Raw genomic sequence first — 17,252 nt, 5'->3', positions numbered from 1 at the left:
AGTTTCAGCGAGAAAGTATCACGCGTACACTAATCCTGTCTGTCATGATGTTGACGTAACCTTCCGGGCGAACGTGGGAGCCCATGACCAGCGACGATTTCGTTCCGGCGCCGCTGCGCCGGCTGTGGGGAATGTCAGAGTCGTCGCGTCTCGGACGGCCCGCGTCCCTCGACGTCAACGTGGTGGTCGCCGCGGCGGTGGAGATCGCCGACCGCGACGGGCTCGACGGCGTGACGCTCCCCAAGGTCGCCAAGAGCCTCGGCTTCACGAGCATGTCGCTCTATCGGCACGTCGGCTCCAAGGACGAACTGCTCACCCTCATGGCCGACGCCGCCCTGGGCCCACCGCCGGACATCGCCGCCCCCGACTGGCGGGAAGGGCTACGCCGTTGGGCCTTCGCGCACCGCGCGGTGCTTCAGCGTCGGCCGTGGCTGGCGCGCGTGCCCGCCGCCGGACCGCCCTCCGGTCCGCACCAGATCGCCTGGATGGAGGCCGCGCTGGCGGTCATGTCCGGCACCCCCCTGGACTGGGCGCACAAGATCGGTGCGATGTCACTGATCAGCGGCTACGTGGTCCAGTCGGTACGGCAGTACGGCGAACTCGCCGAGGGCAGGGCCGCCGGCCAGGGTCAGGCCGACGCCGAACGCGACTACGGCCGGGCGCTGGCGCGACTCGTCGACCCCGACCGCTTCCCCGAGACAGCCCGGCTGTTCTCCTCGACGCTGTTCGAGGCGCCACCGTCCGACACTCCTGACGAGGCGATCGCCGACGCGGACTTCTCCCTCGGGCTGGAGTTGATCCTCGACGGCGTCGCCGTCCGGATCGCGCGCTCCGACCCCTGAAACCACCCGCGTGCTCTGGCCGGCCCGTCAGCGGCGCCCGGAGCTGGGCCGCATGCCGACGGCGCATCGGGGTACCGGAGCCGGAGGAGGTGGGCACGATGGCGGAGCAACCGCAGGTGACGTTCATCGGTACCGCGACGACGGTGCTGCGGATCGGCGGCTTCACCCTGTTGACCGACCCGAACTTCCTGCACCGGGGTCAGCGGGCGTACCTGGGCAAGGGGTTGTGGTCGCGCCGACGCACGGACCCGGCGTTGCGGATCGCCCAACTCCCAGAACTGGACGCGGTGGTCCTCTCCCACCTGCACGGCGACCACTTCGACCGGGTGGCCCGTCGGGAGCTGGACCGTGAGCTGCCCATCGTCACCACCCCCGCGGCAGAACGAAAGCTGCGTCGCTGGGGCTTCCGGGCCGCCCAGGGCCTGCCGACGTGGTCGTCCCGGGAGCTGCACCGCGACGGTACGACCCTGCGCCTGACCTCGATGCCCGGGCAGCACGGCCCAGGTGCGCTGGACCTGTTGATGCCCGACGTGATGGGCACGATGATCGACGTGGAGCGTTCCGGGCGGCGGGAGTTCCGGCTCTACGTCACCGGCGACACCCTCAACCAGCCGCTACTCAGCGCCATCCCCGAACGCTTTCCGGACATCGACGCGATGCTGATCCACCTCGGCGGCACGAAGGTCGCCGGGATCCTGCTCACCATGGACGCCCGCCAGGGTGCGGACCTGGTGGAGCTGATCCGTCCGCAGCTGACCGTGCCGATCCACTACGACGACTACCCGGTGTTCCGCTCCCCGCTGGCGCACTTCGTCGACGAGGCCCGCCGCCGAGGTTGGGCGAAGCAGGTGCGCACCATCGCGCGCGGCGAGACCGTCCCGCTCGTCCAGCCTGCCTGACCTGCCCTGCCGGTTCCGGCGGCCGAATGACTAGGCCGACCTGCCGACACGGTTGGCCGGCCTACGCGAATCGCCGCCGCCCGGCGAACCGGCGGCGGCGATCATTGACAGGCGCGATGGTCAGCCGCGCTCGGAGATGGCCTCGATGAGGTCACCCACGGGGCGCTCCGGCAGGGAACGAGCCACGTCGGCCACCGCCACGATGCCCACCAGCTCGTGGCCATCGATCACCGGCAGTCGGCGTACCTTGTGCTGGCCCATGGTGCGCAGGATCTCGGCCGCGTCGTCGTCCGCGCCGATGGTCACCGCCTCGCCCTGGGCCAGCTCACCGGCCGTCACGTTGGCCGGGTCGCGACCCTCGGCCAGCACCTTCACCACGATGTCGCGGTCGGTCAGCATGCCCTTGAGTCGGTTGTCGTCGCCGCAGATCGGCAGAGCGCCGACCCCCAGCTCGGCCATCCGCTTCGCGGCCGACTTCAGGTCGTCCTGCTCGCGGACACAGGTCACGTCGTTCGTCATGATCTCGCGTGCCGTAGGCATTGGTCTGACACCTCACTTCCGGGGGTTGTTGCCGTTTCTCCTACCCCGGTCGGTCACCGCCATGCCGCCTGCTTCGCTGTTACCGCTCGTCGGCGTGGAAACGATCCCGGGCCGGGCCCTGCTCGGCCCAGCAGTGGCCGCCCCTGAACTCCACACCAGGGATGCCGTCGACGAGCCGGCTGATGTCCGCGACACTGGCCAGCGAGGCGGTGAGATCGGCCCCCAACTCCTCGACGGCCGTGTCGACGTCGTCCTCCTCAGTGGACCAGTCGATGTCGGCGGCGCGCAGGTCGGCAACCGCGTGGCCGGTCACGGCAGAGGGATCAGTGACGATCACGTCGACCCGGCAGTAGATGTGCATGGTGATTGCCGGTGACTGTTCGCTCATCCATGGATGATGGCAGCTGGCAAAAAGGTGCTGGTGGAGCCCAGGGGACTCGAACCCCTAACCCCTGCCTTGCAAAGGCAGTGCTCTGCCAGTTGAGCTAGGGCCCCGTGAGTGGCCGCGGCGACGATTCCTCGCCGCTGGGCCGAACGATCAGCGCAGGTCGGGCGCGGTGGTCGCCTCGTGCCACAGGGCACGCTCGTCGTTCGATGCCTTGATCTTGTTGAACACGACGGCGGCCACACCGACGACGCCAGCCAGAATCAGCAGCTTCTTGAACATGGGGCAACCCCTCAAGCTCGACTACCGTCGGACGACATGCGGTGGGGCTAGATGGAATCGAACCATCGACCTCAGAGTTATCAGCTCTGCGCTCTAACCGACTGAGCTATAGCCCCGCGTTGCGACGAGCAAGATTAACCCATCCGCTCTGCCGGCCCCAAATCGGGGTCCGCGCCTGCGAGCCGGGCCCGTCGCCGCCTGCAAAACCTACCCGAGTACGGGACGCCGGAGCGACCGCTTTCCGCGGTGCCCCGGCGTCCCGGTCGCTCAGTCCCGCTCGGCGAGAGTCAGCTCGATCCCGCCGACCAGGTCGGCGCAGACGTTGTAGACGAACGCGCCCAGCGTGGCCAGCGCGGTGAACAGCACCACGTTGACCAGCCCGATCAGCGCCGAGCTGAGAATCACGCCCTTCGCGGTGATCTGGAAGCCGCTGGTGCTCTGCCCGCCGCCGGCGTTGACCAGGTCGCTCAGGCTCCCGTTGACGCTCTCGAACACACCCATCGCGTCCAGCGCCAGATAGAGCACCGAGGTGGCGACCACCACGACGATGAAGAGCACCACCGACACCGCGAATGCGAACTTCATCACGGACCACGGGTCGATCCGCTTCAGGTTCAGCCGGGCCCGGCGCGGTCCGCGGGAGGCGGCCGAGCTGACCGACGTACGCGCCGCGCGCACCGCGTCACCGACGCGGGCGGCCCCGACGGCGGACGCGTTGCCGATCCCCGGTGGCAGGCCACCGCCGCTGGCCGGACGGCCGGCTGCGGCACCACGTGCGGCGTCCGGCTGCGGCTGGGTCATCCCGGGTGTGATCCGCGGCTGGGTGCCGGTGGACCCGGTTGAGGTCGCCTGACCCGGCCGGACACCGATCGGCTGGGTGGTCGTCGGACGGGCCGAGGCTGCCGCCGCCGGACCCGGAGGATTGGCGGCGGCAGACGTCGGCGCCTCGGCGCTGGGCGCCTCGGTCTGGTCGCCCGACCCGCCATCCTCGCCCGGCTGCTCCGGCGGGGGTGTCATACCTGGAGCCCTGGTGAACTTCGGGGCAGGCGCGTCGGCGGGGACCGTCGCCCGGCCCACGGCCGCGCGGCCGGTCGCTGGTGTGCCGCCCTTGGCGGCCTCCTCGTCGACCGGTTTGGCCGAGGTCCCCGTGTTCCCCGACTTCGCCTGTGTCTCCGTCATTCAACTAGTCCTGTTCGTCAGGCTCGTCGGCATTGCGAGCAATCGCCACGATAGTCACGCCGTCCGGGAGGTCCATCAGCTTGACCCCCATTGTGTTCCGGTCACGCGTACGGCGTACAGGCTTCACCGGAGTCCGAATGACACCACCATTGCTGGTGATCGCGAACAGCTCGTCGTCCGGATCGATCACCACCGCGCCAACCAGACCACCGCGCCGTTCGGTGATCTTCGCGGTCAACACGCCCTTACCTCCCCGGCCCTGCACCGGGTATTCCTCGATCGGGGTGCGCTTCGCATATCCCCCGTTCGTGGCCACCAGAACGTCCAAACCTTCCCGCACGACTTCCATGGCGAGCAGGACGTCGTCGTCCGTGAAGCGCATGCCGATCACACCCGAGGTGGCCCGGCCCATCGGCCGCAACGCCTCGTCCGAGGCGTTGAACCGGATCGCCTGCGCCTTCTTCGAGACCAGCAGCAGGTCGTTCTCCGGCGCAACCAGCGCAGCACCGACCAGCTCGTCCTCATCGCGCAGGTTGATCGCGATGATGCCGCCGGAACGGTTGGAGTCGAACTCCTCGAGCCGCGTCTTCTTCACCAGGCCGTTCTTCGTGGCCAGTACCAGATAGGGGGCTACCTGGTAGTTCGGGATCTCAATGATCTGCGCTATCTGCTCGTCGGGTAGGAAGGCGAGCAGATTGGCCACGTGTTGGCCCTTGGCTACCCTACTGGCCTCCGGCAACTCGTACGCCTTGGCCCGGTAGACACGGCCCTTGTTCGTGAAGAACAAGATCCAGTCGTGGGTCGAGCAGACGAAGAAGTGGCTGACGATGTCGTCCTGCCGCAGCGTGGCGCCGCTGACGCCCTTACCGCCGCGCCGCTGCGAGCGGTACAGATCAACCTTGGTCCGCTTGGCGTACCCGGTGCGGGTGATCGTGACGACCACGTCCTCGCGGGCGATGAGGTCCTCCATCGAGACCTCGCCGTCGAACGGGATGATCTGCGTCCGGCGGTCGTCGCCCCACTTGGCGACGATCTCGCCCAGCTCCTCCGAGACGATCTTCCGCTGCCGCTCCGGCTTGGCGAGGATGTCCTTGAGGTCGGCGATCTCGATCTCGAGCTTGGCCAGGTCGTCGACGATTCGCTGACGCTCCAGGGCGGCGAGCCGGCGCAGCTGCATGTCCAGGATCGCGGTCGCCTGGATCTCGTCGATCTCCAGCAGCCGGATCAGGCCCTGCCGCGCGTCGTCCACGGTCGGCGAGCGCCGGATCAGGGCGATCACCTCGTCCAGCGCGTCCAGCGCCTTGCCCAGACCGCGCAGGATGTGCGCCCGCTCCTCGGCCTTGCGCAGCCGGAACGCGGTCCGCCGACGGATCACGTCGATCTGGTGCTCGACGTAGTAGCGGATGAACTGGGCCAGGTTGAGCGTGCGCGGCACGCCGTCGACCAGGGCCAGCATGTTGGCGCCGAAGGTCTCCTGAAGCTGGGTGTGCTTGTAGAGGTTGTTCAGCACGACCTTCGCGACCGCGTCGCGCTTGAGCACCAGCACGATCCGCATACCGGTACGCCCGGAGGACTCGTCGCGGATGTCGGCGATGCCGGCGAGCTTGCCCTCCTTGATCAGCTCGGCGATCCGCTCGGCGAGGTTGTCTGGATTGACCTGGTAGGGCAGCTCGCTGACGACCAGGCAGGGGCGGCCCCGCTTGTCTTCCTCGACCTCCACCACGGCGCGCATCCGGATCGAGCCGCGACCGGTGCGGTACGCGTCCTGGATGGCGGTGGTGCCGACGATCAGGCCGTGGGTCGGGAAGTCCGGGCCCTTGACGATGCCGAGCAGGGCTTCGAGGGTGGTCTCCTCGTCCTCCTCCGGGTGCTCCAGGCACCACTGCACCGCCGCGCCGATCTCGCGCAGGTTGTGCGGCGGGATCTTGGTGGCCATGCCGACGGCGATGCCCTCGGAGCCGTTCACCAGGAGGTTGGGGATCCGCGACGGCAGGATGGTGGGCTCCTTGGCCCGGCCGTCGTAGTTGTCCTGCAGGTCGACGGTGTCCTCGTCGATGTCCCGCAGCATCTCCATGGCGAGGGGGTCGAGCTTGCACTCGGTGTATCGCATGGCGGCGGCCGGGTCGTTACCCGGCGAGCCGAAGTTGCCGTTGCCGTCGACCAGCGGGTAGCGCAGCGACCAGGGCTGCGCCATCCGCACCAGCGCGTCGTAGATCGCCGAGTCGCCGTGCGGGTGGAACTGACCCATCACGTCACCGACGACGCGGGAGCACTTCACGTAGCCGCGGTCCGGACGGTAGCCGGAGTCGAACATCGCGTAAAGGATCTTGCGGTGGACCGGCTTGAGGCCGTCCCGGACGTCCGGCAGTGCGCGACCGACGATGACGCTCATCGCGTAGTCGAGGTAGGAGCGCTGCATCTCCACCTCGAGCCCGACCGGTTCGATCCGGTCGTGCGCGACCACCGCGGCGATGGCCTCGGCGGGGACCTCGGGCTCGTTCGGTGTGGACTCGGGAGAATCGGTCACTGTATACCCTTATCAGACTCAGAGTCGTTTTCGTGCTGTGGATAACGGCTGTGGATACCGGCCAAGCTGTGGATAACTCTGTGGACCGCCGGATCGGCCGGGCACTGCCCGGCCGATCCACCGCAGTCCGTCAGATATCCAGGAACCGCACGTCCTTGGCGTTGCGCTGGATGAACGACCGGCGCGCCTCGACGTCCTCACCCATCAGCACACTGAACAACTCGTCGGCGGTCGCCGCGTCGTCGAGAGTGACCTGACGCAGGGTACGCGTCGCCGGGTTCATCGTGGTTTCCCACAGCTCGGGATAGTTCATCTCGCCGAGGCCCTTGAAGCGCTGGATGTCGTCCGGCTTGGCGTTCGGCTTCTTCTGCTGGCGCAGCGCGATCAGACCGTCCCGCTCGCGGTCGGAGTACGCGTACTGGGCGTCGTCGCCCTTCTTGTTCCACTTGATCTTGTAGAGCGGCGGGGCGGCCAGGTAGACGTGCCCCATCTCGACAAGCGGACGCATGAAGCGGAACAGCAGGGTGAGCAGCAGCGTCTGGATGTGCTGGCCGTCGACGTCCGCGTCGGCCATCAGCACCACCTTGTGGTACCGCAGCTTCTCCATGTCGAAGTCGTCGTGGATGCCGGTGCCCAGCGCGGTGATCAGCGCCTGGACCTCGTTGTTCTTCAGCACCCGGTCGATCCGGGCCTTCTCCACGTTGAGGATCTTGCCGCGGATCGGCAGGATCGCCTGGGTCCGTGGGTCGCGACCCTGCTTGGCCGAGCCGCCGGCCGAGTCACCCTCGACGATGAACACCTCAGACTCGCGGGGGTCGGTCGACTGGCAGTCGGCCAGCTTGCCCGGCATCGAGCCGGACTCCAGCAGCGACTTGCGCCGGGCCAGCTTGCGCGCCTGCTGCGCGGCGATCCGGGCCCGGGCCGCCTGGGAGGCCTTCGTGATGATCATCTTGGCCTCGGCCGGGTTGCGGTCGAACCAGTCGACCAGCCGGTCGTTGCAGACCCGCTGCACGAAGCTCTTCACCGGGGTGTTGCCCAGCTTGGTCTTGGTCTGGCCCTCGAACTGCGGATTGGCCAGCTTGACCGAGATGATCGCCGCGAGCCCTTCGCGGATGTCCTCACCGGAGAGCTTCTCGTCGCCCTTGAGCAGCTTCTTGTCGGTGCCGTACCGGTTGACCACGCTGGTCAGCGCGGACCGGAAGCCCTCCTCGTGGGTGCCGCCCTCGTGGGTGTTGATCGTGTTGGCGAAGGTGTAGACCGACTCGCCGTACGACTCGTTCCACTGCATGGCGATCTCGAGGGACATGCCCTCCTCCTCGGCCTCGAACTCGACCACTGTCTTGTGGATCGGGCTCTTCGAGGCGTTGAGGTGCCGGACGAAGTCCGCGATGCCGCCCTCGTAATAGAAGGTGACCTCGCGCTGCCGGCCGTCCTCCTCCTCGGCCACCCGCTCGTCGAGCAGGTGGATGCGGAGGGCACGGTTGAGGAAGGCCATCTCCTGCAGGCGCCGGTAGATGGTCTGGAAGTCGAAGTCGACGGTCTCGAAGACGTCGGGGTCGGGCCAGAAGGAGACCGCCGAGCCGGTGCGGTCGGTGGTCTCGCCCTTCTCCAGTGAGCCGGGCTTGGAGTTGGTGTAGTGCTGCCGCCACACGGAGCCGGACTTGTGGATCTCGACGAACATCTTGGTGGAGAGCGCGTTCACCACCGAGACACCGACGCCGTGCAGACCGCCGGAGACCGCGTACGCCTTGCCGTCGAACTTGCCACCCGCGTGCAGGATGGTCAGCGCGACCTCGACACCGGGCTTCTTGAGCTTCGGGTGGAGGTCGACCGGGAAACCACGGCCGTTGTCGGTGACCCGGACGCCGCCGTCGGCGAGCAGCACCACGTCGATGGTGTCGCAGTATCCGGCCAGCGCCTCGTCGACCGCGTTGTCGACGACCTCCCAGACGAGGTGGTGCAGACCGCGCTCGCCCGTGGACCCGATGTACATACCGGGCCGCTTGCGAACCGCCTCCAGCCCCTCGAGAACGGTGATCGACTCTGCGCCGTACTCCTGCTTGTCCTGCGCTGCCACCCTCGGCCACTTTCTCGCGTCCGCCGCGCCGGTAGGGGCGCGTCGGGCGCGGGTTCGGCGGACAGGACGCGACGTCGGCGCGCGGACCGGTGCCGGAGACCTCCGGACAGCGGGTCGAACGCGCCGGTCGCCGCGGTTGCCCGCGGATCGCGATCGGCTCGACCCGACGTGGAGAATGAATCTGGGGCCACCGGCCCCGTCCCACTCCCGCACCGGGTCTTCGTCTCGCTGTCAATCCTACTGTGCCCGGAGGACAGAACCACCACTCGGCACCCTCAGAGAGGCGGCTGAGAAGTCCGTAGCCGGCAGAACCCCGCCGCCCACGACTCCCCCCACACGCCATGCCCCCATCGCACGCGCCGCCCCGGAACGGGTTGACCCGCGGTCGGGCGGGTCGGGGGTCGCGGCCGAAGCGTCCGTGCCGTACGTTTGCGGCGCCCCGGAACCAGCCTTGATCTTTACCGGTTGGAACCGGGACGATCGACCCGATCGACCCGACACGTGCTCTTTAAGAGGTGACAGATGGGGCTGGACAACGTCGCGGTGCACTGGCCGCGGACCGGCCGCTTCTACGATCCGGTCGCGCCGGCCGAGTTCGTCGACTTCGGCGAGATCGTCGATCTGCCGCGCATCTCCGCGCCGACCGCGGCGCTGGCCGAGCTGATCGCGAAGACCGGCACCATCCGGGCGACCGCGTACACCGAGTTGGTGGATCTGCTGCTCGGCCTCGAAGGTGTGTTGTATGCCACAGACGCCGCCGCCGAGGACGAGGACCCGGTGATCGACCCGGACGGGTGCTCCTGGATCGCGGGCGGCATCGAGCGCTTCGTGGCCGCGCACCGCCCGAACGGCGAGGCGGTCACCTTCGAGTCGGTGAGCACCGTGCTGCGCTCCCTGCTCGGCGACGGTCGGTTGGCCGAGCAGCAGCTGCGCTGGCTGGAGAGCCGACTGGACGCGCTGCGCGACGAGCGCGGTGACCCGCCGCAGTGGAACTTCACCTGCGCCGAGCTGGGCGTGCTGGCCGCGTTCTACCGGCGCTGCGCCGAGCGCGGGTTCGCCGTCTACGCCGACGCCTGAGTCGCCGCGTCGGCCGGTCGGTTGGCGGCCGAGATCAGCTGCGTGAGCACCGCGTGCAGGTGTTGCAGGTCCTCGACGGGCAGCCCGAGCCGCTGCACGATCGCGGCGGGGATCAGCTCGGCCTGACTCCGCAGCGCGGCACCGCTGGCGGTGAGGGTGACGGCGAGGCTGCGTTCGTCGCTCGGGTCGCGTTCCCGGCGCAGGTAGCCGGCCGCCTCCAGCCGCTTGAGCAGGGGTGACAGTGTGCCCGGGTCGAGCTGGAGCAGGCGACTGAGGTCGCGACCGGACAACGGCGCGTGCTGCCAGAGCGCCAACAGCACCAGGTACTGCGGGTGGGTCAGCCCCATCGGCTCCAGCAGCGGCCGGTAGACGGCCACCACGCTGCGCGCGGCGACCGAGAGGGCGAAACAGACCTGCTGCTCCAGGGCCAGCGGGTCGACGCCGTCCGGTCGTTCGCTCATCGGTTGCCCTCTCTGCGCACGATGACTATCGTACCGATCATTGGTACACCAACCATTGGTGCCCCAATGGTCTGCTCGTGCAACGGGCGAGCACCGGCGAGGCGACGCGGGAAAGAGGGCGGCAGATGAGCGAGGACGGCGCGGTCACCAAGGCCCCCGGCGAGGGCGGCCGTTTGATGCGGTGGGCCTTCCGGCACCTCGCCGGCCCGGCCGAGGGTGTGCAGGGCGCGGTGCAGGGCGGCTCGGCCGAGGCCCGCGAGGCGTGGAAACACGACCTGGCCGAGCGCAAGCGCTTCACCCGGGAGCAGCGGGAGCGCAAGCGGGCAGCCCGCGAGGCGACCCGGCGCGGTTGAACGGCCGGCTCAGCCGTAGGTGTCTCGTGGGCCCCGGCCGCGTACCCGGCGTGGGCCCTTCCCCCAGGAGGGCGCGGCCGGGCCGTGGATGTGCAGCTTGCGCACCACGTTGTGACCGACCTCGCTGGCGATCTGCTTGAGCAGCGAGCCGGCGAGCAGCCGCAGCTGGGTGGCCCAGGCGGTCGAACGCGCCTCCACGGTCAGCTCGCCGTTCTCCAACTTCACCGGGCGGCTGTTCTGCGCCACCTCCGCGCCGACCACCCGCTCCCAGGCCCCGAACACGGTGGCTTCGGCCGCCGGCTGCTGCCAGCCACGCGCCTTCACCAGCCGGTTCAGCACGGCACTGAGTGGCTGTGGATCGCGCGGGTCGGGGCCGGGGCCGGAGTAGCCGCGCAACCGCCGCCCCGAGCCGCCGGTACCGTCGCCACCGCCGGGGGAACGCCGGGCGCGGGCCGCCGCCTGCCGGCGGGACAGCGCCGCGTCGAGCACCGCCCGGGCCAGCTCCGGCCCGCTGGCGGCCGCCGCCGGCTCACCGCCCGCCGCTCCTTCCGCCGCCTTCGGGGTACGCGCAGCCGGGCCGTCGCCGGCCGCCGGTCGTTTGGGGCGTGGCTCATCCGACACGGCGTACCGTCCCTTCGCCGACCTCATAGCGGGTGCCGCGCAGGGCGGCCGGCACGTCATCGTCCACCGCGCAGGTGACCAGCAGCTGACTCGCCCCGCCCACCAGTTCCGCCAACCGCTGCCGGCGGCCGGTGTCCAACTCCGCGAAGACGTCGTCGAGCACCAGCACCGGCTCGATGCCGTCGGCGCGCAACAGGTCGTACCCGGCCAGCCGCAGCGCGAGCGCGAACGACCACGACTCGCCGTGACTGGCGTACCCCTTGGCAGGTAGCGGACCGAGGCTCAGGGCCAACTCGTCGCGGTGTGGGCCGACCAGGGTGGTGCCCCGCTCGATCTCGGCGGAGCGGGACGCGGCCAGGGCCGCCGTCAGCGCCTCGGCCAGCGCGGCCCGGTCGGTGGTCGGCTCGGCCAGCTCGATCGACGGCCGGTACGCGATGCTCGCCGCGCCCCGACCGGCGGCCACCGCGTCGTACGCCTTCGCCACGTGCGGGGTGAGCGCGGCCACCAGCTCCAGGCGGCCGGCGAGCAGCTCCGCGCCGTGCTGGGCCAGGTGGGTGTCCCAGACGGCGAGGGTGCCGAGGTCACCACCCCGGGACCCACCGGTCTTACGGGCCAGGTACGCGGTGCGCAGCAGAGCGTTGCGCTGCTTGACGACCCGCTCGTAGTCGGCCCGCACGCCCGCGTACCGGGGCTGGCGGTTGACCAGCAGGTCGTCCAGGTAGCGACGGCGCTCGGCCGGATCGCCCCGAACCAGCTCAAGATCTTCCGGGGCGAACAGCACCAGCCGCAGCGCCCCGAGCACGTCCCGGGCCCGCCGCGCCGGCGAGCGGCCCAGCCGAGCCCGGTTGGCCTTGCCGGGCACGATCTCCAGCTCGACCAGGAGTTCGCGGCCGTCGTGCACCACAGCGCAGCGGATCACCGCCGACGTGGCGCCCATCCGGACCAGCGGGGCGTCGGTGGCGACCCGGTGTGAGTCCAGGGTCGCCACGTAGCCCAGCGCCTCGACGAGGTTGGTCTTGCCGACGCCGTTGGCGCCGATCAGGACGTTCGCCCCCGGCTGGAGGTCGACGGCCACCCGCTCGTACGAGCGGAAGTCGACCAGTTCCAGCCGGTGAACGTACACAGGTTGTGGATACCGCTCAGCGCTTGTGGACGGCGTGGCCACCGAACTGCTGACGCAGCGCGGAGACGGCCTTCATGGCGGGCGAGTCGTCCTGCCGCGAGGCGAACCGGGCGAACAGCGAAGCGGTGATGACGTTCAGCGGCACGGCCAGCCGGACCGCCTCGTCGACCGTCCACCGGCCCTCGCCGGTGTCCTCCGTGTAGCCACTCAGGTCGGCCAGCTCCGGGTCCTCGTCGAGCGCCCGGTCCAGCAGGTCCAGCAGCCAGGAACGGACGACGGTGCCCTCCCGCCAGGACTTGATGACGCCCGGCACGTTGGTCACCAACTCCGAGGCGGCCATCAGCTCGTAGCCCTCGGCGTAGGCGTGCATCAGGCCGTACTCGATGCCGTTGTGCACCATCTTCGAGTAGTGCCCGGCGCCGACCGGCCCGGCGTGCACGAAGCCGAACTCGCCCTCCGGCTTGAGCGCGTTGAAGATCGGCATCAGGCGGTCCACGTGCTCCTGGGCGCCGCCGACCATCAACCCGTAGCCGTTCTGCCGGCCCCAGACGCCGCCGGAGACCCCGACGTCCATGTAGCCGATGCCGCGCTGGTTGAGCCGCTCGGCCCGGGGAGCGTCGTCGCTGAAGCGCGAGTTGCCACCGTCGATGATGATGTCGCCCTCGCCGAGCACCTCGGCGAGCTCGTCGATCGTCGCGTCGGTGACACCGGCGGGCACCATGACCCAGACCGCGCGCGGCGACTCAAGCTTCTCCGCCAGGCCGGCGAGGGTCGTGACGTCGCTGATCTGCGCGTTGTGGTCGAAGCCGACCACCTCGTGCCCGGCCGAACGCAACCGCTCCCGCATGTTGCCGCCCATACGGCCGAGTCCTACCAGGCCGAGCTGCATGTGTTTCTACCTCCGTGGATCTGGGTGTTGCTGGGCGCGATCAGCGCGAGACGCGGATCGGCATGATGAGGTACCGGTACCCCGGAATGACCTCGCCATCCTCGCCAGCGGGAGAGATCACCGCGGGCTTGAAGGCGTCGACGAAGGAGAGCACGGCCGTCTGGGCGCCCAGGTTTGCCAGACCGTCGATGAGGTACTGCGGGTTGAAGCCGATGGTCAGCGGGTCACCGGTGAAGGTGGCCTCCATCGCCTCGCTGGCCCGGGCCTCCTCGGAACCGCCGGCCTCGACCACGAGGCCGTCGGCGCTGAAGCTGAGCAGCACCGGCGTGGTGCGTTCGGCGACCAGCGCGACCCGCTTGACCACCTCGATCAGCGTGCTGACCGGCACCCGGGCCGCGGCGTTGTGCGTGGCCGGGAAGAGCGAGCGCACCGGCGGGTAGTTGGCGCCGTCGAGCAGCCGGCTGGTGGTGCGTCGGGTGCCACCCGCGAGGCCGACCATGCCCTCGCCCGCGGCGCCCTGGGCGAGGGCGAGGATGACCTCGCCACCCAGCGGACCGAGGGCCTTGGCGGTGTCGTTCAGGGTGCGGGCGGGCACCAGGGCGTTGATGCTCACGTCGGGGTCGTCCGGCCGCCACTGGATCTCGCGCAGCGCCAACCGGTAACGGTCGGTGGCGAGCATCGACAGCGTGTTGCCGGACAGCTCGACGCGGACGCCGGTCATCATCGGCAGCGTCTCGTCGCGACCGGCAGCGATGGCCACCTGGGACACCGCGGTGGCGAACGCGGCGGCGTCGACCGTGCCGGCGCTCTGCGGCATCTCGGGCAGCGCGGGGTAATCCTCCACCGGCATGGTGGGCAGGGTGAACCGGGCGCTGCCGCAGACCAGCTCAAGGTGCGCGCCGACCGCGGCGATGTCGACCGGCTTGGCCGGCAACGCCTTGGTGATCTCGGCGAGCAGGCGGCCGGAGACGAGCGCGGCGCCGTCGGCGTCGCCCTGCACCTCGACGGTCACCTGGCTGGAGACCTCGTAGTCGAACCCGGAGACCCGCAGGTTGCCGTCGGTGACGCGGAGCATCACCCCGGCAAGCACCGGTACGGATGGCCGGCTGGGCAGGCTCTTCGCGGTCCACGCCACAGCCTCGGCGAGCGCGTCGCGCTCCACTCGGAACTTCATCAATGCCTCCGCGTCGACGTCAGCGACAACTCTCTCATGCCGACCGCTGCCTACCGTCCCGCCCGACCGTGCGGGTACCCATCGCACCTTAGGGCGCGGGGGTATCGGCTGTGCGCCCGACCCCATGGATCGTGTCGATGCTGACCGGCTGATCCGACAGCGTTCGGCCCGATCCACAGAAAGCCCAACGGTGATGATTGGTTTTTGTTCTCTTAGAAGAGATAACTCATCGTCTTCATCGCACCTGTGCAAACTGTGGAAAACCGAGGTCTTCGCAGGTCAGACAGGTTATCCACCGGTGATTTAGCTGTGGAGAACCGGGGGTACAACCGGCTTGTGTGTCCACAGCCCGGCGACGCCGGCCGGTTGTCCACCGTTGTCCACCGGTTGTCCACCGGTAATCCACCGACTTTCTCCCCAAGCCTGTGGATCGCGGGGAAGATCACCATTGCCGTCATCCCCAGAACCTTCAACAGCCCGTACACAGGTTGATGATGATCGGTGGATAACTCGACCGTCGTCCCCAGGCGTCCACAGCTTCGTACACAGGGTTTCTCCACAGCCTGTGGGTAACTGGCTGAGGACGGACCGTAGTTATCCACCGACGGTGGATAACGAGCTGTGGACAACGAGTGGAAGGCGAGGCGGTCACGGCCTCGATGCTGTGGTCTCCACCATGTCGAGAGTCCAGCTGACGGACCAAAAACAACGCCCGACCGGAGATCCGGTCGGGCGTGTCCTGCGGCTGTGCGCCGCCGTACGGCGGTCGTACGCCTCAGCTGTTCTGCTTGATCCGGTTGGTCAGCTCGGCGATCTGGTTGTACAGCGAGCGTCGCTCCGCCATCTGCTGACGAATCTTGCGGTCGGCGTGCATCACAGTGGTGTGGTCCCGGCCGCCGAACGCCTGCCCGATCCGGGGCAGCGACAGCTCGGTCAACTCCCGACACAGGTACATGGCCACCTGGCGGGCGTTGACCAGCACCCGGGACCTGGACTGGCCGCGCAGGTCCTCCAGGCTCACCCCGAAGTAGTCCGCGGTCGACGCCATGATCTGGTCGGCGTTGATCTCCGGACCGGCGCCGTCGGGCATGAAGTCCCGAAGCACCTCCTCGGCCAGCGACAGCTCGACTGTCGACCGGGTCAGGCTGGCGAAGGCGGTCACCCGGATCAGGGCGCCCTCCAGCTCCCGGATCGAGTTCGACACCCGGGAGGCGATGAACTCCAACACGTCCGGCGGGGCGTACATCCGCTCCTGCGCCGCCTTCTTCTGCAGGATCGCGATCCGGGTCTCCAGATCCGGTGGCTGGATGTCGGCCAGCAGCCCCCACTCGAACCGGGTTCGCATCCGGTCCTCGAGGGTGGCGAGCTGGCGCGGCGACCGGTCCGAGGTGATCACGATCTGCTTGTTGGCGTTGTGCAGCGTGTTGAAGGTGTGGAAGAACTCCTCCTGGGTGCGCTCGCGGTTCTCCAGGAACTGGATGTCGTCGATCAACAGGATGTCGACGTCGCGGTAGCGCCGCTGGAACGCGCTGGTCTTGTCGTCCCGAAGCGAGTTGATGAAGTCGTTGGTGAATTCCTCGGTCGAGACGTACCGGACCGAGCGGGCGTTGCCGAGTGTCGTGGCGTAGTGCCCGATGGCGTGCAACAGGTGCGTCTTGCCCAGCCCGGAGTGCCCGTAGATGAACAGCGGGTTGTACGCCTTGGCCGGCGACTCCGCCACCGCCACGCTCGCCGCGTGGGCGAAGCGGTTGGACGAGCCGATGACGAACGTCTCAAACATGTACTTCGGGTTGAGCCGGTTACCACCGGTGTCGGCACCGGGCAACCGGCGGTCGTCGCGGCCACCTGTTCGGTGGTCCACCGCGCTGCGACCCGGGCCACTGTCCGTTCCGCTATCCCGGGGAAGCGATCGGATCACGTGCTGGTCGCGCGGCGACGCGGAGTCGTCCCGGTAGCGGGGCTCGTAGGGCCGGGTGTCCGGGCCGGGTGGGTCCAGGCGGGCGGCCTGCTCGTCGTAGCCGCGCCGGTCCGGGCCCGGTCGGGGCGAGCGCATGGGCTCCGCGAAGGAGGCGCTGAACAACGCCTCCTGCCCGTCCCTGCTGGCGGGGATCAGCCCCGAGCGGTGCCCGTCGACGGGCGGCGCGAGCGGCGGACCCGCCGGTGCGGGCGGCGGACCGGGATCGGGCGTACGCGGCGCGGGCGACTGCTCGGGGATCATCGCGTCGGCCGACGGTCGAGAGCCCTGGTCGTCGTCGAAGGGTGCGACGCCCGGGCCGTCGAGGTCGAGCGGGCCGGGCTCCGGGGCGCTGCGGTAGACGGTGCCGGCCGGTCGGCCGGAAGCGTCCTCGGCCACCCGGACGGTGACCGCGACCTGGATCGGTCGGCCGAGCCGGCGGGTCAGTGCCTCGGTGATCGCCGGGCGCAGCCGTGACTCGATCACGTCGCGGGTGAACGCGTCCGGAACGGAGAGCAGTGCGGTGTCCTCGACGATCGCTCGCAGCCGGGTCAGTCGGAGATAGGCACGCTGCTGGGCGGAGATGATCTCGTCGGCGAGCTCGTCGGTCGCCGCTAACCACACTGCGGCAAGGTCGGTCGTACCGGCCACCGTCGTGCCACCCCCTCGCTTCTGCTCCCGGCCGCCGCTGTCTGCCAGCCGGCCGTCCCGGGCCCGCCGCGTTCGCGGGTGGAACAACACCCACCCGGACGGTCGACCGGTGGTCATCCACAAGTTATCCACAGCCTGTGTACCGACCGATTGTGGCCGCCGCCGGACGCGGGTGGGACCTGCCCCTGCCTGAACGGGCGCTGAAGCGGGTTCACCGT

The 17,252-nt window shown here is 69.4% G+C and carries 16 protein-coding genes and 2 tRNA genes; 4 read left to right on the top strand and 14 right to left on the bottom strand.

Going from position 1 to position 17,252, the window contains the following annotated elements:
* Positions 1 to 83: 83 nt before the first annotated feature.
* Together ACFYL6_RS26655 and ACFYL6_RS26650 are read left to right on the top strand one after the other, a co-directional pair.
* Positions 84 to 842 (top strand): TetR/AcrR family transcriptional regulator, encoded by a 759-nt coding sequence (locus tag ACFYL6_RS26655; protein WP_387175270.1) that lies wholly within the window; start codon positions 84 to 86, stop codon positions 840 to 842.
* Between the two features lie 98 nt (positions 843 to 940).
* Positions 941 to 1,741 carry an MBL fold metallo-hydrolase gene (locus ACFYL6_RS26650; RefSeq protein ID WP_387175268.1) on the top strand — a complete coding sequence of 267 codons (801 nt, stop codon included), beginning with the start codon at positions 941 to 943 and terminating at the stop codon, positions 1,739 to 1,741.
* 120 nt (positions 1,742 to 1,861) lie between these two features.
* On the opposite strand, the gene ACFYL6_RS26645 is transcribed toward ACFYL6_RS26650, so the two are convergent.
* From ACFYL6_RS26645 to gyrB, 8 genes are all read right to left on the bottom strand, one after another.
* Positions 1,862 to 2,281, bottom strand: a complete 420-nt coding sequence (locus ACFYL6_RS26645) for a CBS domain-containing protein (RefSeq protein WP_387175265.1) — start codon at positions 2,279 to 2,281, stop codon at positions 1,862 to 1,864.
* A gap of 79 nt (positions 2,282 to 2,360) precedes the next feature.
* Positions 2,361 to 2,669, bottom strand: coding sequence for a hypothetical protein (locus ACFYL6_RS26640; protein ID WP_387175263.1), 309 nt, complete (start codon positions 2,667 to 2,669; stop codon positions 2,361 to 2,363).
* Between the two features lie 31 nt (positions 2,670 to 2,700).
* Positions 2,701 to 2,776, bottom strand: a tRNA-Ala gene (locus ACFYL6_RS26635).
* 43 nt (positions 2,777 to 2,819) lie between these two features.
* Entirely contained in the window at positions 2,820 to 2,948 is a 129-nt protein-coding gene (locus ACFYL6_RS26630) for a DLW-39 family protein (RefSeq protein ID WP_209444550.1), read from the bottom strand.
* A 42-nt stretch (positions 2,949 to 2,990) separates the two neighbouring features.
* Positions 2,991 to 3,064: transfer RNA gene (locus ACFYL6_RS26625), tRNA-Ile, on the bottom strand.
* 151 nt (positions 3,065 to 3,215) lie between these two features.
* Entirely contained in the window at positions 3,216 to 4,127 is a 912-nt protein-coding gene (locus ACFYL6_RS26620; protein ID WP_387175261.1) for a DUF3566 domain-containing protein, read from the bottom strand.
* A gap of 4 nt (positions 4,128 to 4,131) precedes the next feature.
* On the bottom strand, positions 4,132 to 6,654 hold the full coding sequence (gene gyrA, locus ACFYL6_RS26615; RefSeq protein ID WP_124776802.1) for a DNA gyrase subunit A: 2,523 nt from the start codon (positions 6,652 to 6,654) through the stop codon (positions 4,132 to 4,134).
* Between the two features lie 130 nt (positions 6,655 to 6,784).
* The gene (gyrB, locus tag ACFYL6_RS26610; RefSeq protein WP_238657700.1) at positions 6,785 to 8,731 is read right to left on the bottom strand and encodes a DNA topoisomerase (ATP-hydrolyzing) subunit B; all 1,947 of its coding nucleotides are present in this window, start codon (positions 8,729 to 8,731) and stop codon (positions 6,785 to 6,787) included.
* A 522-nt stretch (positions 8,732 to 9,253) separates the two neighbouring features.
* On the opposite strand from gyrB, the gene ACFYL6_RS26605 reads away from it, so the two are divergent.
* Entirely contained in the window at positions 9,254 to 9,808 is a 555-nt protein-coding gene (locus ACFYL6_RS26605; protein ID WP_387175258.1) for a hypothetical protein, read from the top strand.
* Here ACFYL6_RS26605 and ACFYL6_RS26600 read toward each other — a convergent pair.
* Positions 9,793 to 10,269 (bottom strand): MarR family winged helix-turn-helix transcriptional regulator, encoded by a 477-nt coding sequence (locus ACFYL6_RS26600; protein ID WP_387175256.1) that lies wholly within the window; start codon positions 10,267 to 10,269, stop codon positions 9,793 to 9,795. The two genes, ACFYL6_RS26605 and ACFYL6_RS26600, sit on opposite strands and share 16 nt — an antisense overlap.
* A gap of 125 nt (positions 10,270 to 10,394) precedes the next feature.
* Between ACFYL6_RS26600 and ACFYL6_RS26595 the strand changes: the two genes are divergently transcribed.
* Positions 10,395 to 10,622 (top strand): hypothetical protein, encoded by a 228-nt coding sequence (locus ACFYL6_RS26595; RefSeq protein ID WP_387175254.1) that lies wholly within the window; start codon positions 10,395 to 10,397, stop codon positions 10,620 to 10,622.
* A gap of 9 nt (positions 10,623 to 10,631) precedes the next feature.
* Here the strand turns inward: ACFYL6_RS26595 and ACFYL6_RS26590 are convergent, their stop codons facing one another.
* The 5 genes from ACFYL6_RS26590 to dnaA form a co-directional block, all read right to left on the bottom strand.
* A complete protein-coding gene (locus ACFYL6_RS26590) occupies positions 10,632 to 11,243 on the bottom strand; it encodes a DUF721 domain-containing protein (protein WP_387175252.1) in 612 nt (203 codons plus the stop codon).
* Complete coding sequence (gene recF, locus ACFYL6_RS26585; protein WP_387175250.1) at positions 11,233 to 12,366, bottom strand: DNA replication/repair protein RecF; 1,134 nt, start codon at positions 12,364 to 12,366, stop codon at positions 11,233 to 11,235. Before recF ends, ACFYL6_RS26590 begins: the two co-directional genes overlap by 11 nt.
* 16 nt (positions 12,367 to 12,382) lie before the next feature.
* A complete protein-coding gene (gene gnd, locus ACFYL6_RS26580) occupies positions 12,383 to 13,255 on the bottom strand; it encodes a phosphogluconate dehydrogenase (NAD(+)-dependent, decarboxylating) (protein ID WP_112583933.1) in 873 nt (290 codons plus the stop codon).
* A gap of 40 nt (positions 13,256 to 13,295) precedes the next feature.
* The gene (gene dnaN, locus ACFYL6_RS26575) at positions 13,296 to 14,429 is read right to left on the bottom strand and encodes a DNA polymerase III subunit beta (protein WP_387175248.1); all 1,134 of its coding nucleotides are present in this window, start codon (positions 14,427 to 14,429) and stop codon (positions 13,296 to 13,298) included.
* Between the two features lie 775 nt (positions 14,430 to 15,204).
* The gene (gene dnaA / locus ACFYL6_RS26570; protein ID WP_387175367.1) at positions 15,205 to 17,034 is read right to left on the bottom strand and encodes a chromosomal replication initiator protein DnaA; all 1,830 of its coding nucleotides are present in this window, start codon (positions 17,032 to 17,034) and stop codon (positions 15,205 to 15,207) included.
* Between the last annotated feature and the right edge of the window lie 218 nt (positions 17,035 to 17,252).

Source organism: Micromonospora sp. NPDC007208 (genome assembly GCF_042869175.1).
GTDB classification, from domain to species: Bacteria; Actinomycetota; Actinomycetes; order Mycobacteriales; family Micromonosporaceae; genus Micromonospora; species Micromonospora foliorum.
The sequence above is the reverse complement of the archived record's forward strand: the minus strand, read 5'-3'. Positions and strand labels throughout refer to the sequence as shown.

What these genes read in the sequence shown, in the direction of transcription:
- ACFYL6_RS26655 (WP_387175270.1), top strand. Translation starts at nt 84, where the DNA reads ATGACCAGCGACGATTTCGTTCCGGCGCCGCTGCGCCGGCTGTGGGGA.
- ACFYL6_RS26650 (WP_387175268.1), top strand. Translation starts at nt 941, where the DNA reads ATGGCGGAGCAACCGCAGGTGACGTTCATCGGTACCGCGACGACGGTG.
- ACFYL6_RS26645 (WP_387175265.1), bottom strand. Translation starts at nt 2,281, where the DNA reads ATGCCTACGGCACGCGAGATCATGACGAACGACGTGACCTGTGTCCGC.
- ACFYL6_RS26640 (WP_387175263.1), bottom strand. Translation starts at nt 2,669, where the DNA reads ATGAGCGAACAGTCACCGGCAATCACCATGCACATCTACTGCCGGGTC.
- ACFYL6_RS26630 (WP_209444550.1), bottom strand. Translation starts at nt 2,948, where the DNA reads ATGTTCAAGAAGCTGCTGATTCTGGCTGGCGTCGTCGGTGTGGCCGCC.
- ACFYL6_RS26620 (WP_387175261.1), bottom strand. Translation starts at nt 4,127, where the DNA reads ATGACGGAGACACAGGCGAAGTCGGGGAACACGGGGACCTCGGCCAAA.
- ACFYL6_RS26605 (WP_387175258.1), top strand. Translation starts at nt 9,254, where the DNA reads ATGGGGCTGGACAACGTCGCGGTGCACTGGCCGCGGACCGGCCGCTTC.
- ACFYL6_RS26600 (WP_387175256.1), bottom strand. Translation starts at nt 10,269, where the DNA reads ATGAGCGAACGACCGGACGGCGTCGACCCGCTGGCCCTGGAGCAGCAG.
- ACFYL6_RS26595 (WP_387175254.1), top strand. Translation starts at nt 10,395, where the DNA reads ATGAGCGAGGACGGCGCGGTCACCAAGGCCCCCGGCGAGGGCGGCCGT.
- gnd (WP_112583933.1), bottom strand. Translation starts at nt 13,255, where the DNA reads ATGCAGCTCGGCCTGGTAGGACTCGGCCGTATGGGCGGCAACATGCGG.
- dnaN (WP_387175248.1), bottom strand. Translation starts at nt 14,429, where the DNA reads ATGAAGTTCCGAGTGGAGCGCGACGCGCTCGCCGAGGCTGTGGCGTGG.